The 17,741-nt window shown below is 69.9% G+C and carries 12 protein-coding genes and 4 pseudogenes; 11 read left to right on the top strand and 5 right to left on the bottom strand.

The window, feature by feature from the left end; genetic code table 11:
- Positions 1–212 (top strand): annotated as a pseudogene (locus tag ABZ749_RS09840) (hypothetical protein); the annotation flags it as partial.
- On the opposite strand, the gene ABZ749_RS09835 reads toward ABZ749_RS09840, so the two are convergent.
- Entirely contained in the window at positions 175–2,871 is a 2,697-nt protein-coding gene (locus ABZ749_RS09835; protein ID WP_357225292.1) for an AAA family ATPase, read from the bottom strand. The pseudogene ABZ749_RS09840 and the gene ABZ749_RS09835 overlap by 38 nt on opposite strands.
- A 96-nt stretch (positions 2,872–2,967) precedes the next feature.
- The gene (locus ABZ749_RS09830; RefSeq protein ID WP_357225288.1) at positions 2,968–3,435 is read right to left on the bottom strand and encodes a VOC family protein; all 468 of its coding nucleotides are present in this window, start codon (positions 3,433–3,435) and stop codon (positions 2,968–2,970) included.
- A 95-nt stretch (positions 3,436–3,530) separates the two neighbouring features.
- On the opposite strand from ABZ749_RS09830, the gene ABZ749_RS09825 reads away from it, so the two are divergent.
- From ABZ749_RS09825 to ABZ749_RS09790, 8 genes are all read left to right on the top strand, one after another.
- Entirely contained in the window at positions 3,531–4,364 is an 834-nt protein-coding gene (locus ABZ749_RS09825) for a helix-turn-helix transcriptional regulator (RefSeq protein WP_357225285.1), read from the top strand.
- A gap of 90 nt (positions 4,365–4,454) precedes the next feature.
- A complete protein-coding gene (locus ABZ749_RS09820) occupies positions 4,455–4,811 on the top strand; it encodes a PadR family transcriptional regulator (protein ID WP_357225280.1) in 357 nt (118 codons plus the stop codon).
- Positions 4,808–5,764, top strand: a complete 957-nt coding sequence (locus ABZ749_RS09815) for a hypothetical protein (protein WP_357225276.1) — start codon at positions 4,808–4,810, stop codon at positions 5,762–5,764. The genes ABZ749_RS09820 and ABZ749_RS09815 overlap by 4 nt, the downstream gene beginning before the upstream one ends.
- Positions 5,765–5,861: 97 nt before the next feature.
- Positions 5,862–6,794 (top strand): AEC family transporter, encoded by a 933-nt coding sequence (locus ABZ749_RS09810; protein WP_357225273.1) that lies wholly within the window; start codon positions 5,862–5,864, stop codon positions 6,792–6,794.
- A gap of 275 nt (positions 6,795–7,069) precedes the next feature.
- Positions 7,070–7,636, top strand: coding sequence for a carboxymuconolactone decarboxylase family protein (locus ABZ749_RS09805; protein ID WP_357225269.1), 567 nt, complete (start codon positions 7,070–7,072; stop codon positions 7,634–7,636).
- A gap of 90 nt (positions 7,637–7,726) precedes the next feature.
- Complete coding sequence (locus tag ABZ749_RS09800; RefSeq protein WP_357225265.1) at positions 7,727–8,869, top strand: M20/M25/M40 family metallo-hydrolase; 1,143 nt, start codon at positions 7,727–7,729, stop codon at positions 8,867–8,869.
- A 72-nt stretch (positions 8,870–8,941) separates the two neighbouring features.
- Complete coding sequence (locus ABZ749_RS09795) at positions 8,942–10,093, top strand: glutamate--cysteine ligase (RefSeq protein ID WP_357225261.1); 1,152 nt, start codon at positions 8,942–8,944, stop codon at positions 10,091–10,093.
- 162 nt (positions 10,094–10,255) lie between these two features.
- A complete protein-coding gene (locus ABZ749_RS09790) occupies positions 10,256–10,855 on the top strand; it encodes a nitroreductase family protein (RefSeq protein WP_357225300.1) in 600 nt (199 codons plus the stop codon).
- Here the strand turns inward: ABZ749_RS09790 and ABZ749_RS09785 are convergent.
- A complete protein-coding gene (locus ABZ749_RS09785) occupies positions 10,839–12,383 on the bottom strand; it encodes an NAD(P)-binding domain-containing protein (RefSeq protein ID WP_357225257.1) in 1,545 nt (514 codons plus the stop codon). The two genes, ABZ749_RS09790 and ABZ749_RS09785, sit on opposite strands and share 17 nt — an antisense overlap.
- Positions 12,384–12,583: 200 nt before the next feature.
- Between ABZ749_RS09785 and ABZ749_RS09780 the strand changes: the two genes are divergently transcribed.
- A complete protein-coding gene (locus tag ABZ749_RS09780) occupies positions 12,584–13,177 on the top strand; it encodes an SRPBCC family protein (RefSeq protein ID WP_357225294.1) in 594 nt (197 codons plus the stop codon).
- Here the strand turns inward: ABZ749_RS09780 and ABZ749_RS09775 are convergent.
- Positions 13,103–13,420 (bottom strand): annotated as a pseudogene (locus tag ABZ749_RS09775) (glutamyl-tRNA reductase); the annotation flags it as partial. The gene ABZ749_RS09780 and the pseudogene ABZ749_RS09775 sit on opposite strands and share 75 nt — an antisense overlap.
- 212 nt (positions 13,421–13,632) lie before the next feature.
- Positions 13,633–17,295 (bottom strand): annotated as a pseudogene (locus tag ABZ749_RS09770) (HEAT repeat domain-containing protein); the annotation flags it as partial.
- 352 nt (positions 17,296–17,647) lie between these two features.
- Here ABZ749_RS09770 and ABZ749_RS09765 point away from each other — a divergent pair.
- Positions 17,648–17,741: pseudogene (locus ABZ749_RS09765) on the top strand (class F sortase); the annotation flags it as partial.

Genomic DNA, 17,741 nt, shown 5'->3' with positions numbered 1-17,741 from the left:
GCTACACCGCCTGCGCGGCGCTGGGCGACCCCCGGGTGCGCTCACTGTTCGTGGTGGAGGCGATCGAGGACGTGATCGACTGGCACCAACGAGCGGGCCCGGCGCTGACCCGACTGACGGCCCCGCCGGTCTCGTGCCGGCGGGGCCGTGAGTCGCCCGATCGCCCCGGACCCGTCAGCGGAGAAGTTCGCGCAGCTGCCGGCGTGAGGTGATGCCCAGCTTGCGGTAGAGGTTACGCAGGTGGGCGTCGATCGTTCGCGGGCTGACGAACAGCAGCGCGGCGACCTCCTTGGTACCCGCGCCCGAGGCGACCTTGCGAGCGACGAGTAGTTCCCGCGCGGTCAACCCCGCCAGCGGATCGGCGTGGTCGGCCAGGGTCGGCCCGCCGATGGCATCCAGTTCGCGGGCGGCGCGGGCGGCGAACCCGCCCGCACCGACGGTGGAGAGCAGGTCGTGTGCGGCGCGCAGCTCCACCCGTGCCTCGGCGCGGCGGCCAACCCGTCGCAGCCACTGCCCGTAGAGCAGGCGGGCTCGCGCGTAGTGGACTCGCATCCTGCTCCCGGCGAACCGGCTGATCGCCTCGCGGTAGCGGTCCTGCGCGTCGAGCCCCGGGTCCAGCAGCGCACACGCCAACAGATGCGCACCCGTCGTCCACGCGTTCGGATTGACCCGTGCGACGGTCCCGATCCACTCCGCCGATTCCGTGGCCGCTTCGGGACGTCCGACGTACGCCGCGGCTTCGACCAGCTCGTGGTGGAATGCGGTGACGGCGTACGAGCCACGCCGGTGCTGGTCCTGCACGAGCAGCAACGCGTTCAGCGCGGCCTCGTGGTCGCCGCTGCCGTTGCACAGCACGCCGTTCGCGTAGGGCAGCGCTGTCGGGTTCACCCCGACCCAGCCGCGCAGCTTCTCCCGGATCTCCCGGAACCGGTCGGCGTCTCCGCTCCACGCGGCGAGCATCAGGTCGGACCCCACGAGGTTGGACGTCCCCGCGGCCTCGTCGACAGCACGCGCCTCGGTGACGCAGACCTGCGCGTCGGCGAATCGACCCACGATTGTCCGAGCGACCGCCTGGAAGCGCAGCGCATGGGGAAGGATCGCGTAGGCGCCCTGCGCCCTGGCGAGTTCAACCTGACGGTCGACGATCTCCTCCATGGCATCGCTGTCACCGAGGTCGACGCTCAACGCGCAGGCACGCTCCATCCACCACGGATCCGCGTCGGGTGTGCGGGCGTACTCCCGGAAGGCGTCGACAGTGCGGCGCATCAGCGGCATCGCCTCGTCCACCGGGCGGAGGTTCTGCTCGACCAACGCCCGCAGCAGCAGGTCGACCGGACGTGGCGGCTGACGATGTGGCACCCGTTCCCGGATGTGCAGGGCGAGCCGCCGCAGCCTCCCGGGGTCGTCGACGCTGAACATGAGCGACGCGAAGGCCTCCAGGTAGGTCTCGCGGACGTCATCGGGCCCCACGCCGTCGGCAGCGTCGACGAGGGCGATCGTCGCCGGGATGCTGCGTGTCACGTGATAGTCGATCGTCGCGCGCAGCAGTCGCGCGACGCTTCGGTCGGCCGGCTCTGGCTGGAGACGCTCGGCCTCGTTCACGAGCTCCCGGGCGGCAGAAGGTGCCCCCGAACTCAACCGTGCCCGGGCCGCGGCCAACAGGCGGCGTGCCTGCTCCGACCGGCCCGGTGTCAGTCGGGCCGCGCTTTCGAGGAACGCGGCCACGGCCGCGAATCCGCCGCGGCGTTGTGCCCGACCGGCCGAACGCTCCAGTTCTGCCGCGGTCCCCTCGTCCGGGCCGGTGATCGCGTTCGCCCGGTGCCAGGCGCGCCGGTCGGGATCGACGTCGACGTCCGTACCGGCGGCGAGCGCAGCGTGCGCCTGCCGTCGCGGCTCGACACCGGCCGACCGGTACACCGCGGAACGCGCCAACGGATGCCGGAAGTGCACCCGGGGCCCGATCACCAACAGGCCGCTGTCCTCGGCCGCCGCCAGGTTCGCGGCGTCCAGCCCCTGAATCGCCATGGCGCGCCGCAGCAGAACGAGATCGCCCGTCGGCTCCGCCGCGGCCAGCGCCAGAACCGAGCGCGTGGGTACGGGCAGCCGCAGGAACCGACTCACGAACCGGTGCTCCACCGCGCCATGGCCGCCGTCCCCGGGTAGTCCGAACGGCCCTGCGTCGCGGGCGATCTCCACCAGGGCGAGAGGGTTGCCGGCCGCCTCGGCGAGGATCCGCTGAAGGATCGCCGCCTCGTAGCCGAACGGCGCCCGATACCGCAGCAGGGTGAGGGCCTCCGAGTCGGCGAGCCCGGTGAGAGAGAGGGCGGGCAGGCGACCGAGTTCCGGCACCGAGGCGGCGTCGCGGGCGGCGAACACAATGGCGACCCGCTCCGCCGCCACGCGTGCCGCGACGAAGGCCAGCACCTGCCGCGAGCCGGCGTCGGTCCACTGCACGTCGTCGACCGTGCAGAACACCGGCCGGCGGCGGCCTACGGCACTGAGCAGGCCCAGGACGGCCAGGCCGACCAGCATCGGGGTCGGCGTGACCCCGGCGTGCAGCCCGAACACCGCCTCGAGCGCGCTCCGCTGCGGCGCGGGGAGCGCAGCGCGTCGGTCGAGCACGGGCGCGCACAACTGGTGCAGGGCCGAGTAGGGCAGTTCGCTCTCGAACTCGATACCGCCGGCCCGCAGCACCTGCCATCCGTCCAGCCGTGAAGCGGCCGCACCGATGAGCGTCGACTTGCCGATCCCCGCCTCACCGAGAACGAGCATCGCCCCGCCACGGCCTTGCGCCGCCGGGCCCGTCACCGAGGCGATCTCGCCCAACTCCGTCTCTCGAGCGACGAAGAATCCCGACCTGATAGCTGTCATCAACTTCCGCATGTCCCCGGATGCATGGTCGATCGATGGTATCCACAGCAGTGCCCCGGTCGGGTCGACCGTCACCGACAGCTGGAGTCGGCGCTCCTACGAGCGCAACTCGAACAGTTCCAACTGGATGCCGTCGGGGTCGCGCAGGTAGAGGATCTTCGTCCCGGCCAGCGCTCCCGCTTCGACGCCGTCCCCGTCCTGAAGCACTACCGGATCGGCGTTGACGTGGACGCCCCGCTCCACCAGGTCACGGTGCGCCGCGTCGAGGTCGTCGACCTCGAAACACAGGTGCATCACCCCGACGTCGCAGTTGCGCCCGGTGAAGGGCCTCGGCTCCGGGCTGTCGTACTGGATGAGTTCCAGAAGGACGTTGTCACCGGCCAGTGCGAACGATGCCCGCATCGACGCGTTCTCGACCTCGACGACCGCACCGATGCCCGGGTTCGCCGCCGAGATCGTCACGCCGGTCGGCGCGATGCCGAGGACGTCTTCGTACCACCTCGCCGACCGCGCCAGATCGCTGACCGGCACTCCGATGTGATGCATCCTGGTCACTCTGCTCATGATCTCCATCCTCAACGGCTCAACCACCACTGTGGAAGGCACAGTTCTTCCGCGTACCGCTGGTACCACCCAGCTATGGGCTCCGATGGCGGATCATGGTGTTCATGAATGACCTCGGCGCGGCGCTGCGGGCCTGGCGGGACCGCACGGACCCGGCCGCGGTCGGTGTCGGTGTCGGTGTCGGTGTCGGTGTCGCAAACGCCTCACCCCGCCGCGTCGTCGGGCTACGACGGGGCGAGCTGGCAGCACTGGCCGGCATCTCCCCCGAATACGTGGCACGCCTCGAGCAGGGCCGGGCCGCCACACCATCCGCCCAGGTGTGCGCCTCCCTGGCCCGCGCGCTACGACTCTCCGACGACGAGGAGGCGCACCTGATGCGCCTCGCCGGCTTCGCCGCGGCCCCTGACCGGATACCTCACCTGATCCCCAGCAGCCTGTACCGCGTCATCGACCACCTCGGCGACACCCCCGCGGCCGTCTACGACGCCGCGTGGCGTCTGCTGCACTGGAACCGGCTTTTCGCGGCCGTCTTCGGCGACCCCGCAGGGGCCAGCGGCGACGATCGCAACGCCCTGATCGTTCAGTTCGAATCCCGCAACCCCCGAGTCCGGCAGACCGACACCGAGCGCGCCTACTTCGAGCAGTCGTTGGTAGCCGATCTGCGCGCCACCAGCGCCCGCTATCCGAACGACCCCGACGTGGCGGCGCTGATCTCGCGGATGGCGGGGAACGACAGGTTCTGCCACCTCTGGGCCCTCCGCGCGGTGGCCAGTCACGAGAGCGCGCACAAGACCGCCGTGCACCCGGACCTGGGCGCCATCCCACTCGACGCCAACGTCCTGACCACTCAGAACGCCGACCTGCGTCTCGTGGTCCTCACGCCTCGGCCGGGCACCAGCGCTCGCGAGAAGCTGGTGCGACTGGGTTGACGTGTGCGCGAGATGGGTTCGGCCCGGTACGCCTACAAGGGGAACGCCAAAGCTTGACGCATAGGTCGATCGTCTGCTTATGTTGATGACATGACTAAGCCCTCCGCGGCGATGCGGGAACCCACGTACTTCATCCTCGCCGCGTTGCAGGACGACCCGCTGCACGGCTACGCCATCGTCAAGCGTGCGCAGGAGCTGTCCGACGGGCGCGTGCGATTGACGACCGGCACGCTGTACGCCGCACTGGACCGGCTCACCGGCGAGGAGATGGTGCGGGTGGCCGAAGAGGCGGTGGTCAACGGTCGCGCCCGTCGCACGTATGAGCTGACCGAGCGCGGGCTGTCCGCACTGCGCGAGGAGGCGGCTCGGATGGCCGCTGCGGCACGGGTCGTTCGAGACCGTTCCGTACGGTCGACGGCCGCGACGGCTCGGACGGCGCCGGCATGACCGGCCTGGAGCGCCGCTACCGGTGGCTGCTGCGCGCGTACCCTCGGGCCTACCGGCAGTACCGCGCCGACGAGATGCTGGAAACACTGCTGGTCGCGGGCGAGACGGACCGGAGGCACCCGAGGCTTCGGGAGTCCCTCGCACTCGTGGTGGGAGGTCTGCGGGTCCGCTCCGGTGTGGACCAGCTCCGCTCCCGGGACACCTTGCGACACTCCGCGCTGCGATCGACAGTGCTGTCCCTGCTCGTGTGCGGCGTTGCCCTGACGGCCCTGCCCCTCACGTGGCGCCTGTGGCTGCTGTTGCCGGGTAATTCGGCCAGCTTTCTGTACGAGCGAAGCTCGGTCACGCCCGCATTGCTGCTTCTCGCGCTGGCCGCCGCGGTGTGGGCTCGCTACCGCCTCGCCCTTCCCCTGACCATTGGTGCCTTCGGCTGGGAGATCTGGCACGCCACAGCGAATGACCTGAGGTACGCCGTAGAACCATGGGCAAGGTACGACTCTGCTCTGGGGCTCCGGACCGGCCTCTACCTGATCATGCAGATTTCCACGTGGGTATGCCTGTTGGCCGTGGTGACAATGGTGCCGCTCCTTCGAGCGCGCCAACCACGGGCCACGCGACAATGGACCTGGCTTCTCGGCGCCACGACAACCATGGCGGTCATAACGCCCAACCCGCTCAATGGCTGGGCAGACGGGTTGACCCTTCCGGTCATCATGGCCGCCGGGCTGGTGGCGGCCATCGTGGGCGCGGCACTTGATGTGCGGGTGTCGATCGCGGCCAGCGCGGTCCTTCTGGCGCTGATGCTGCCCATGCTGGCCTATCAGCCGACCAATTGGACGCTCTACGGTTGGGACTGGAACCCGCGAAACGTGCTCCTCGAAGTCGTGGTCGGGATTTTCGCCATCAACGTCACGGTCAGCAGAATGGCCGCCCGCCGGCACGTCACCCTGTGACCCTGCTCCGCGACGTTGCTGAGGTGCGGGACATCCGCCCGGTCCGGGCTGGGTGCGAGTCTGAACGCGTGACTTTCCGATCGACGCACATGTCCGTATGAGCCTGGTAACGGCGTTCGTACCGATCTGGATCCTCACCGCGGTCGGTTACGCGGCCTGTCGTTGGGGCCTGCTGGGCGAAGCGGCGGCGTCGGTGCTCGGCCGATTCGTGTTCCACCTTGCGATGCCAGCCGCCCTGTTCCTCGCCCTGTCCCGAATGCCGCTGTCCGGGTTGGCCGGCCGCCCGCTGCTCGCCTTCGGGATAAGCACCGCCACGGTCATCGGGCTCGGGTGGGTCGGCGCGAGCTGGTTGTTCGGTCGCACGCCCGGCGAACGGCCGATCTGGGGCATGGCCGCCGGGTACGTGAACTCGGCGAACCTCGGCATCCCGATCGCCACGCAGGTTCTCGGCGACGTGTCGTTCCTGGCGGAGGTGGTGCTGCTGCAGGTGCTGGTGGTGACACCCGTGATCCTGGTCGCCCTGGACCGGCACAGCGACCCGGCCGGGCGGGTACGGGTCGCCCGTATCGCCTCCCTGCCGGTACGCAACCCGGTGATCCTGGCATCGCTGCTCGGTGTCGCGTGCTCGGCTACCGGCCTGCATCTGCCGTCGGCGGCCGGCGCGTCACTCACCCTGCTGTCGGGCGCCGCGGTTCCGGCCGCCCTGGTCGCGCTCGGCGCGTCGCTGCACCGCACGGCGCTGTCGCAGGCCGAGCCAGCCGAGCCAGCCGAGCCGGGCGAGCTGGCCGTGATCACCGCGCTGAAGCTCGTCGCGCAGCCGGTCATCGCGTACGCGGCCGGGGTGGCCCTGCACCTGTCCGCGCCGCAGTTGCTCGCCGTGGTGGTGTGCGCGGGCCTGCCGACAGCGCAGAACACGTTCATCTACGGTCAGGAGTACGGCGTCGGCGAGGCGGTGGCCAACCGGGCGGTGGTGGTGACCACAACGCTGTCGCTGGCAACACTGACCGCGGCGGCGACGCTGCTCGGGTAGGTCCGTCAGCTGACTCGTTCTGAACCGCATGACTGGCATCGGCATAACTCCGTCGGCCTGATCGGGCGACTCACCGCGGGCCGGCCGCACCTGATGTGGTCGCGGTGCGCCTGACGCCACCTCGACGGGAAGAGAGCACAAATGAAGAGATCCGAGCGGTGGACCGAGTGGGATCGTGGCTGCGCGGCATCAGCCGCACGGCCGCGCGCGCTTGTGTCCGTTGTAGACGTTGATGTCGGCGGGGCCGTGACTCACAAGCGAAGGGTTTGACGACCATGGCGCACATCGATCTCGGGTTGGACGAGAAGCAGTTTCCCGGCATCTCCGGACCGATGCGGTACCGGCCGGAGACGGCGAAGCCACTCAACGAACTGGCCGAGGTGCTGCTGCGTGCCCCTCACTCGCTTCCCGCCGGTGAGCGCGAACTGATCGCTGCGTACGTGTCCGGACGTAACGACTGCAACTTCTGCTGCGCGTCGCACTCCGCGTTCGCCGCGGCGCAACTCGACGAGGGTTACTCCCTCGTCGACCAGGTGCGCGCGGACCTGGACACCGCCCCGATCTCCGCCAAACTGCGGGCACTGCTGCGCATCGCCGGTGCGGTACAGATCAGTGGTCGCGAGGTCACCACCGAACTCGTCGCCGACGCCCGCGCCGAGGGCGCCACCGACCTGGAGATCCACGACACCGTCCTGATCGCCGCCGCGTTCTGCATGTTCAACCGCTACGTCGACGGGCTCGGCACCTTCGCGCCCGAGGGCCGGGACGCCTACGCCGAGTCCGCACGTCGGATCGTCGAGGTTGGTTACGGGGCTGCGATCAGCGGGCCGCCAGCCGCCTGAGCACAGACACGGGTGACCACACCCGATCCCTCTGCGATGGTCGACGGACAGGCCCGGCCATGTCCGGCACCTGTGACGCTGGAGGGATCGATGGACCTCGCACGCCGGCTGCTCCCCGCGACGAAGCAGCTCCGGGCAGACATGGTTGACCGGCTGGGCGCGCTCGTCGCGCTCGAGTCGGCACCGGGCTCGCTGCCCCATCTTGAGTCCTGTGCCGACCTGCTCGCCCGCTGGGGCGAGGAGGCGCTCGGCCGGCCCGCCTGCCGGGTCGTGATCGACGGTCTGCCGCACCTGCTGTGGCCGGCCGCCGATCAGCGCGTGCTGCTCCTGGGCCACTTCGACACGGTCTTCCCGGTCGGCACGATCCGATCCAGGCCCTTCACCGTACGCAGGGACGTGGCGACGGGACCTGGTGTCTGCGACATGAAGGCCGGGATCGTGCAGATGTTCGCGGCACTACGACTGATCGAGGACACCTCGTCCGTCGGCGTGCTGCTCACCTGCGACGAGGAGACCGGGTCCGTCACGTCACGGCCACTGATCGAACGCGAGGCACGGCGTTCGGGTGCGGTTCTCGTCTGCGAGGCGGCCACCCCGGACGGGCAGGTGAAGGTGGCCAGGAAGGGCGGTTCGGTCTACCGCGTCATCGTCGAGGGTCGCGCCGCCCACGCGGGCGTCGAACCGCAGCGCGGAGTGAACGCCACAGTCGAGGTGGCCCACCAGGTTCTCACCTTGGGTGCGCTCGGCGCGATGGACAGCGGCGGCACCTCCGTCACACCGACACTGCTCTCCGCTGGCACCACGACGAACACAGTGCCGGAGCGCGCCAGCCTGGCCGTTGACGTGCGGGCCTGGACCAGGGACGAGCTGGAGCGCGTCGATCACGCCATCCGCGCTCTGGTGCCGTTCCTGCCGGAGGCGACGCTGGCCGTGCAGGGAGGGATCAACCGTTACCCCATGTCCGAGGAGCTCGCGCGACCGCTGCTGAAGTTGGCCCAGTCGGTCGCCCGTCAGCTCGGCATCCCGAGCCTCGTCGGCGCGTACGCGGCCGGCGCGTCCGACGGCAACTTCACCGCCGCGTTGGGCGTACCGACCCTGGACGGCCTGGGCGCGGTGGGCGGCGGAGCGCACGCCGCCGACGAGTATGTCTGCCTCGACCGGATGCCCGAACGGACGGCGCTCCTGGCCGGGCTCGTCGAAGCGCTGTCCACACCAGAGCGTCGCGGATCTTGACCCACCGACGTGATCCCGTAACGTAACGTGCTCACCGCCGGCACACGACCGGCAGCGAGAGGTCGGCGTCGGATGACTACGGGACAGCGTGCGCCATCATCCATTCCCCTGCTCGGCGTCGAGGAAGAGTTCCTCGTCGTCGACGTCGACCGGGGCGAGCTCGTCCCGGAGGCGGCCATCGTCGTCGACCGCGCACGCCCGGCCCTCGGCACCCGGGTGGGTGGTGAGATCACCAAGTTTCAGGTGGAGACGCGAACCGACCCGTGCCGGAGCGTCGAGGATATCGGCGCGCAGCTCGCCGAGGGCCGCGCCGCAGTCCAGGCCGCAGCCCTGTCGGCGGGTCTGCGGGTGATCGCCAGCGGCTCGCCGGTGCTGGGCCGCGCCGTGCCGCCGCCCCTCACCGAAGGACCTCGCCAGGGCCGGGGCACGGCGACCTACCGTGGGCTGCACGACGAGCTCGCCATCTGCGCCGTGCACGTCCACGTGGAGCAGCCCGACCGGGACCGGGCGGTGCTGATCGGCAACCATCTGCGCCAGCACCTGCCGGTGCTGCTCGCCCTCACGGCCAACTCGCCGTACTGGCCCGAACGCGACACCGGGTACGCCAGTTGGCGCAGTGTCACGTGGGGGCGCTGGCCGGTGGCCGGCCCGCCCCCGTTCCTGACGTCGGCCCAGCAGTACGACGACCACGTGGACATGCTGCTCGAGGCGGGCGCGCTGGTCGATCACGGCACCATCTTCTGGGATCTCCGGCTGTCCACCAACCACCCCACCCTTGAGGTACGGGTGGCCGACGTACCCGTCAGTGCCGCCGAATCCGCGGCGCTCGCGGCCCTGGTGCGAGCTCTGGTGGTCGTCGCCGGGGATGCCGTCGATCGGGGCGACGAGGGGCCGGAACTGGTCCCGGAGCTGATGCGACTGGCGTACTGGCGGGCCGCCCGCGACGGGATGGGCGGCCACGGCGTCGACGCCGCCACGGGCCGACTGCTGCCCGCTACGGCCCTCGCCGAACGGCTGGTCGCGCTCGCCCGACCAGCGCTGGACGAGGCGGGTGACCGCCACCGGGTGGAGGCATGGCTGAGGTCGCTCACCGTGGACGGCGACGGGGCGACCCGCCAGCGGGCCGCCGCGGCGCTCCGTGGACGCCTGACCGACGTGGTCGACGACATCGCCACCCGGACCGCGCCCGACGTGCCGACCCGCGAAGACAGCACACCTGCGTAACGACATGCCGTCAGGCCTCCGAAATGCTGAACTCACCGGATGCCGGCGGCAGGTGACCCTCCCGCAGAAACCGGCACGCCGGATCAGGGGAGGTTCCAGGTGCACGACGCAGACCTGCTTTCCAAGGTCCCCATCCAGTTCGAGCGTCGATCCCCCGCGGACATGGTGCGGGAGGCGGAGGCGTTCGCCGACCGCATGGCGCGGCGCCGTTCCGTGCGCGACTTCGCCAGCGACCCCCTGCCCGACGGGGTGGTCGAGGCGGCGATCCGGGCCGCGTCGACCGCACCCAGTGGGGCCAATGTGCAGCCGTGGCGGTTCGTCGTGCTGACCGACCCGGCCCGCAAACGCCGGCTACGCGAGGCGGCCGAGGCCGAGGAACGCGCGTTCTACGACCGCCGCGCGTCGCAGGAGTGGCTCGGCGCGATCGCCGGTCTCGGCACCGACTGGCGGAAACCGTTCCTGGAGACCGCACCTGCCGTCATCGTCGTGTTCGAGGTGCACCAGGGGCCGAACACCCCGAAGCCGTACTACGTCAAGGAGTCCGTCGGCATGGCGGTCGGTCTGCTGATCACCGCGCTGCACCATGCCGGCCTGGTCACACTGACCCACACGCCCAGCCCGATGCGATTTCTCAACGAGGTGTGTGAGCGTCCGCCCGAGGAGCGCCCGTACGTGGTGATGCCCGTCGGGTATCCCACGCCGGACGCCCACGTCCCCGACCTTTCCCGCAAACCCCTCGACGAGGTCATGATCCGCTGGTGAGGTCCCTGGTCAGGAAATCGACCAGGGGCTCGACGTGCCGGTCCGTTCGCCGCCACTCGGCCAGCAGATCCTCCAGCAGGTGCTGCTCGGCGAGCAGTTCGGTACCGCGGTACCGCCGGATCACCGGGTGGATGAAGGCGCTCTCCCTGGCCCGGTCGGGGGTGGGATGCCGCTCGATGGCGAAGACGTCGCCGTAGTCGTCGCGGCCCCACCGGAGCGCGAGCGTGTACCACTGCGTGGCAGCCCCGAAGCGCTCCACGGCGTAGTCCTCCGGCAGGTCCTCGTAGTGGTGGAAGTCGCCGCTGGCGTCGTCGCGGACGAAGACGTCACAGAGGTATTCGAACTGGGTCCACAGCGCCGAGGACCAGTTGACGCGGTCGAGCATCAGCTTGGTCAGCGACGCGGCGTCGGCCGGCGTCGTCGCGTACGACAACGGGACGTCGTCGTAGCGCTCACGGAGAACCCGGGTGAACGTACGGAGGTTGTACCGGAAGCCGTCGATGAAGGGTGACGACGCGTGCTTGACGTCCCGGGCCTGGGCGATGGTGCCGGCGAAGTACAGATCGTCGACGTTGCTCGACTGCCAGTCGGGGCGTAGTCCGGGCATGCGGCCGTCCCGCACCATGTCGGGTCGGGACGTCTCGTCGAACATCGCGGTGTTCATCCGGAAGCCGGTGCACCTCAGCACCGTGTGGTAGTCGAGGACGGCGGTCTCCCCCTGGGCGTGGGTGTACGTGATCGACACCTGGAACCGCCCGTCGACCGGCCGGATCTCGTCGATCGTGCAGTCGAGCACCGAGTGCAGCGTCTTGAACTGGTAGCTGTCGAGGATCGCGCCGTACTGACCACGGACGTCCCCGGGGTGTTTGGTGTTCCAGGCCAGTCGCAGGGGTTGCCGGCTGGCGAGGTGCACCATCGACGCGTGGCCGAGGATGGCCGACGCGGTCTCGAACGCGGAGTTGCCCTTACCGATGATCAGGACTCGCTGATCGTCGTACGCCGAGGGGTCGATGACCATGTCCTCGTACCCGATGGCGTGCTCGATGCCCGTGATGGCCGGAACGAACGGCTGGCCCCAGCCGCTCGCGACGACCAGGCAGCGCGCGCGCACCTCACCCTGGTCGGTGCGCACTGTGAAGCCGTCGCCCGTACGCGTGATCTGCTCGACCGTCGTGCCGTATCGGATGTTGAGCTTGTGCACACGTTGGAACTCGGCGAGGTAGCGCACCAGGTCATCGGCGGCCGGCAGGTATTCCTCGCTGAATTTCGGAAACAGCAGGTCCGGGGAGTCGTTCAGCAGCGAATTCCAGTCCCAGCGCAGGCGAATCTCCGGATCGGTGCTGTCGGTGTGCGCCTTGTTCAGCGAGATGAGCCTGCGATGGCGTGGGAACTGCCGGAAGAACCCGCCCGGCGCGTCTCCGCTTTCGAGCGTCAGGTAGTCGGCACCGTGCTGCTGTAGGTAGTAGCTCAGTTGAACGCCGGCGGGACCCGCCCCGACGATGACGTACCTGTGCTCGTTGCTGACCATCCTGCGGCCCCTTCGACGGAGAGACGAATCCATCGACCTTGGAATGAATGTCGGCGTGTGTCAATGCCGCCGCCTCCAGGCCGGCGGGCCAACAACCCATAACACCGCAACCCGCGCATTGCCTGTCCAGGCAATAGCGACGGCACCACCCATCCGCTCGACGCCACCACGAATTTGCGCACTTGAATTCCGATCATGTCATGCGCTGTAGTGGACCGGCACGAGTCCACAACGAACAGAGGAGCGGTGACGTGCGGTACGCCGACGGCCCGACAATCGAGTGTGACCTGCATGTGGCGGCCGACCCCGCCCGGGTGTGGGACCTGGTGACGGACATCGAACTGCCCGCGCGGTTCAGCCAGGAGTTACGGCGCGTGCGGTGGTTGGACGACTGCGACAGGCCGACGCTGGGCGCCCGGTTCGAAGGGGAGAACCACCACCCCCTGCTGGGCGAGTGGCAAACCGTCTCGCACGTGGTGCGCCTCGACGCGCCACGTGTGTTCGCCTGGGTGGTGGTCGACGAGGCCGGCCGGTTCGGCGGCGGCCCGGCCGACCCGGAGCGTCCGGGTTCGACCTGGCAGTTCCGGCTCGTCGAGGAGGCGGGTGGATGTCGACTGACCCACTCGGTCCGCATCGGGCCGGGCCGCACCGGCCTGAGCCTCATCATCGACCGCGCACCGGAGCAGGAGGAGGTCATCATCGAACGCCGCACGGCCGCCCTACGGGAGGCCATGCTCACCACCCTGGAGGGCATCAAGGCCCTCGCCGAGACGCCCGCCGACGACGGTCGCTGACGACGGTCAGGCCACCCGGGGCACGTCGGCGACCGGGGTGCTGTGCGGCACCTCCAGGTCGAACAGCTGACGCAGCGCCGCTGTGTAACGCTCGCCGTCCGGCTCACCGGCGAGCTGACGGACACGTACCGACGGGGGGTGCAGCAGTTGTTGGACCACCCGGTTGACAGTGCGGGCCACCTCGGCCCGCTGCGTCTCGCTGAGGTCAGGTCGGCGCTGGGCCAGCCGGCGCAGCTCCGCGCTGCGAGCGCGGCGGCGATGCGGGCGCGGATTGCCGGGTTCTGGTCCGACAGGCGGCGCATGAGTCGCAGCGTCACCGCCATGGACGCCGATCCCTGCTCGGTCAGACAGCGCACGGCGGCGTCGAACACTGTCGGGTCGGTGTCGGCCTCGACGCATTCCAGCAGCACGTCGGTCACCAGTTCCGGGCTCCCGTACGCGCAGAGGGTCTGCACGGCGGCCAACCGGATGCCGACGTAGCTGTCCCGGCGTGCCCGCCGGCACAGTGTCTCCATCAGGCCCGGGGCTTCGCCGTGGCGGGCGAGCGCCTGTGCGGCGGCGCACAACACGTTCGGGTCGGGGTCCCGACTGACCTGCTCGGCAAGGCACTCCCGCACCTCAAGGTCCGGTGGGTCGGCGAGACGGGCCAGGCTACGGGTGACCCGCAGCCGGACGATCGGGTCCCGCTCCTGGGAGGCGCGGCTGATGAGCAGATCTCGGGTCGCGTGACCGAACAACGGTCGCCCGGTGAGCAGGTCGACCGCGGCGAGCCGGACACTCGCGGTCGGATCGCGTCGAGCGCTCTCCAGCAGCAGTTCCCCGGTGCGGTGGTCGGGGTAGGCCTCGGCCAGCGCGCGCACCGCGGCGAGGCGTACCGTCGCGTCCTCGTCGACGCGAGCCGAGCGGGCCACCACGGTCCACCCCGTGTCGTCGGCGCGGTCCCGGTCGATCAGAGCGGTGACCGCGGCGGCCCGCACGGAGGACTCCTCGTCCTGCTCGATCTGATCGATCAGCCGGGCCCGGCAGCGCCCCTCCGGGTCGGGTACGAGCGCCAACCGCTGCACGGCGACCGCGCGGACCCGCGCTGACGTGTCCGAGCAGGCGAGCTTCAGCAGCAGCTCGGTGCTCTCCGGGTCGGGTCGCTCGGGCAGCAGCTCGGTCAGAACGCAGCGTCGGACCTCGTCCGGGGAATCGCCGGTGACCCGCTGCAACGCCGTGGTTCGTGCGGTCTCGGCGTACTCCGGCAGAACCAGCAGACCCTTCAGCGCGCACTGCACCACGCCGGGGTCGGCGTCGGCGGCCAGCAGTCGCTGCATCGTCTCGGGTGCGTCCGGCAGGTCGGCGCAACGTGCGGTGAGCACTCCGGCGGCGGCCCGCCGCACCGCGACGGCGGTGTCCCCGGTGGCTCTGGCCAACACCTGACGGACGTCGTCGGAGAGTTCGGATCGGGTGCCGAGGGACTGCACGGCCAGCGCCCGCACCGCGAGGTCGGGGGAACTGGCGAAACCGCGCAGCACGTCCACGAGGTCGGGGTCGGCGCCGAAGTGGGCGACCACTGCGCGTACGGCGGCCTGCCGTACCGCGGTGGAGACCTCGGCCTGCGCCTGGGCGACCAGGATGTCCCGGCATCGGCGACTGCTGCCGCCGGTGGCCTCGAGGCGGCCGGCGACCTCGGCCAGCCCGGCGACCAGGGTGAGGTGGGCCTGACGCTCGCGGCCCTGCCCCAGCTCCCGGACGAGCAGGTCCTCCATCTGCTCCTCGGCGGTGGACAGCACCGCCGCGATCCGGGTGGCGAAGGGAGAGCCGGATCGCCAACTGGTCCGGACACCACGGCGGCGGTACCAGTGCAGGAAGATCTCCCGGCCGGGCCAACTCGGGCCGAGCGCCCGGATCGAGGACAGCAGCTCCTGCTCGGTGAGATCCACCAGGTTCGGGTCGTCCGCCGAGATGCCATGCTCGATGAGACGCACGACCTGCCGCAGCACGGCGTCGCCCGCGTCGGCCAGTTCGGCGGGCTGCGGCGCCTCGGCCACGCACTGCGCCGCCAGCACCAGGTTCCACGGCGGCCCGGTCAGGTTCAGCGGCGGCCACGGTTGGGTGGCCTCGGTGGCGAGCAGGGTGACCAACTCGTTGGCGGTCTGGGCGGGGAGGGCGCTGGCGACCAGTCGAAGCACCTCCCGCCACGACGGATCGGCCCAGTGCTCGCGAAACAGTGAACGCAGACGATCGAGGCCCCAGTTGGTTGGATCATGCTCGCATCTGTCCACGATCTCCTCTGCACAGAAGAACTCCAGGAACGCTCGGTGCACGAACCCGAACAGTCGTAGCCCGTAACGTTCCAGGATGAAGCTTCGCTGCCGCAATTTGTCGATCATTGAGTAGGCCATGGCGAGCGCCCGCTCATTTTCGAAGCCGTAGAACGCGACGAGGTGGTCCCGGAAGATGCGCGCCAGTTCGTCGGACTCAATGTAGTTTCCAGCGGGGCCGGACTCCCGGAACTGCATCCAATACGCCAGGTGACGCAGCAGCCGACGCTTCGCCTGCAGGTCCAGCGACGGCACGTCGCCGTGGCTCTCGCGCAGTTGCTTTGTCACATCCCACTCGGAGATCAGAACGTCGGTCACGTGCGCGTAGAGCCGGCGTCGGTTGCGGGGCAGCGGGTGACCCCGGCCGACGATCGCCATGAGCATCAGCAACAGGGGGTTGCCGGCGATCTCGCGCATCGCTCGAGAACTGCCCACCACGTCGAGGATCTGCCGCCGCTGCCGCTCTGCCTCCGCGGCCGGCGTGGGCATCACGTAGCGGTACCAGTTGCCGAGGAACCTCGCGATCTGCTCGTCGTCGAGATCCTCCAGGGTGAAGTGGTCGAAGCCTGCGTTGGCAAAGGTGTGCCGCTGGTAGCCGGCCGCCCGCGAGGTGACCACTGTCAGCACTCCCGGGTACTCGTTGGCGAAAGTGGCGATCTGCGCGGCCACCTCTTCCCGCTGCGCCGGGTCGAACACCTCGTCCAGGCCGTCGAACAGGAACAGTGCCTGACCGCCCTGGCGCAGGTACGCCTCCAGCACGTCCTGGTCGATGCCGGCCAGCCCCTGCTGGTGGCGGTGGCCGACGTAGTCGAGCAAGCCGTCGCACCGGCCGTCCCCGTGATGGGTGGCGTACGAGCGCAGCTCGATCAGGACGGGTAGGTACCGGTCCAGCGCACTCAGTCGAGGCTCGACGCAGACCTCGGCCAGCGTCAGCGCCAGGTACCGCGCGGCCGCTGACTTGCCGGAGCCGGGGTCGCCGAGCAGCACGATCGTGCGCCGGCCCGGGTCGGACACCACATCGAACAGCGACAGCTCGTCCTTGGCCGCGTACTCCTCCCAGAGCCGCTCCACCTCCTCCGGGTTGACCACCCCGGGCAGCCCGCCGACGTCGTCGCCCGGCGTGGACCCGGCCCACCGCCACCACGCCAGGGGCATCTCCGGTCGCGCGTCCTCGTGGACGCGGGGTTCCACGAACACCTTGGGCAGCCCGACGGTGAGGTAGCCGATGGTGGGACGCGGTGAGACCGCGTCCACCGAGACGGTGTGGTATCTCAGCGACAACTGCTTGTAGTACTGGTTGCGGACGGCCGTCGGCAGGTGGGTGTCCGGGTCGGCGGGCTCGCGCGCCGGGGACCTGCCACTGCGTACGTCGGCCAGTGCGGCGGTCACCTTGGCGGTGAGGTCGTCCACGCCGGAGAAGAAGGCGCAGAGGTGACGCTCCTTGAGCTCACGGCGCAAGGCGACGATCTGCTGCCAGTCGGCATCCCGGTCGATCATGTCGACCGGCCAGGGCGTGTCCTCCGCGAGTAAGAAGACCAGGCACGGCTTTCCCGCCGCGAGCGCCTCCCGGTATTCCAACTCGGTGATCGAGGACTCCTGGCCGGGCGGCCGGAACCCGTACCGCCAGGCGAACAGTCCCACGTAGAGGTCGCAGCGGCGCACGTCGGCGAGGCAGCGTTCCAGCGGCGGACGGATGTCGGCGCCGTACGCCTCCATGGCCACGTCGTCGATCTCCAGGCGGCGAGCCACGGCGTGCACGGCAGCGCGGTATTCCAGCAGGTCCTTTTGTGTGGCCGAAATGTAGACCTTCATGAACGGCAAACTCCAGGGAGTGGCTGGCGACCGCACCATTGAAAATATCAGCAGTTGTCACGTCCGGCCGACCCGCGAACACTCCGAATGCCCGACGTACATGGGATTCCCGCTCACCCCGGGCCTATGATGACCGTCAACAGATACGGATCCGGGCGGTCGAAACTCGCACCCGTGGAGTCTCGGTTGTCGGACGCGGATCCGTGTCAGTGCCGGTCGCGAGGGGTGTACGTCAATCAGCATGAGCCGCATACCGCGCGATGAGCGCGGGTCGGTGGCAGCGTTGCGGAGGAAGCCATGCTCACTGTCGGTGAGGTGCACACCAGCCTTCTGCAACACAGCACGGCGTTGCGACCGGGGGCCCACGCCCGGTGAGCCGGGCCCTGCGGTGATCGTCGGGCACGTGGACACGAAGAGCGGCCCGTCGGTCTTCTACGACCTGGGCA

This window comes from Micromonospora sp. NPDC047753 (assembly GCF_040642735.1).
In the GTDB taxonomy this organism is placed as follows: Bacteria; Actinomycetota; Actinomycetes; order Mycobacteriales; family Micromonosporaceae; genus Micromonospora.
The sequence above is the reverse complement of the archived record's forward strand: the minus strand, read 5'-3'. Positions and strand labels throughout refer to the sequence as shown.

Bases quoted from the DNA above. Each gene is read 5' to 3' on its own strand.
- ABZ749_RS09835 (WP_357225292.1), bottom strand. From the start codon at position 2,871: ATGACAGCTATCAGGTCGGGATTCTTCGTCGCTCGAGAGACGGAGTTG.
- ABZ749_RS09830 (WP_357225288.1), bottom strand. From the start codon at position 3,435: ATGAGCAGAGTGACCAGGATGCATCACATCGGAGTGCCGGTCAGCGAT.
- ABZ749_RS09825 (WP_357225285.1), top strand. From the start codon at position 3,531: ATGGTGTTCATGAATGACCTCGGCGCGGCGCTGCGGGCCTGGCGGGAC.
- ABZ749_RS09820 (WP_357225280.1), top strand. From the start codon at position 4,455: ATGACTAAGCCCTCCGCGGCGATGCGGGAACCCACGTACTTCATCCTC.
- ABZ749_RS09815 (WP_357225276.1), top strand. From the start codon at position 4,808: ATGACCGGCCTGGAGCGCCGCTACCGGTGGCTGCTGCGCGCGTACCCT.
- ABZ749_RS09810 (WP_357225273.1), top strand. From the start codon at position 5,862: ATGAGCCTGGTAACGGCGTTCGTACCGATCTGGATCCTCACCGCGGTC.
- ABZ749_RS09805 (WP_357225269.1), top strand. From the start codon at position 7,070: ATGGCGCACATCGATCTCGGGTTGGACGAGAAGCAGTTTCCCGGCATC.
- ABZ749_RS09800 (WP_357225265.1), top strand. From the start codon at position 7,727: ATGGACCTCGCACGCCGGCTGCTCCCCGCGACGAAGCAGCTCCGGGCA.
- ABZ749_RS09795 (WP_357225261.1), top strand. From the start codon at position 8,942: ATGACTACGGGACAGCGTGCGCCATCATCCATTCCCCTGCTCGGCGTC.
- ABZ749_RS09790 (WP_357225300.1), top strand. From the start codon at position 10,256: ATGGTGCGGGAGGCGGAGGCGTTCGCCGACCGCATGGCGCGGCGCCGT.
- ABZ749_RS09785 (WP_357225257.1), bottom strand. From the start codon at position 12,383: ATGGTCAGCAACGAGCACAGGTACGTCATCGTCGGGGCGGGTCCCGCC.
- ABZ749_RS09780 (WP_357225294.1), top strand. From the start codon at position 12,584: ATGCGCTGTAGTGGACCGGCACGAGTCCACAACGAACAGAGGAGCGGT.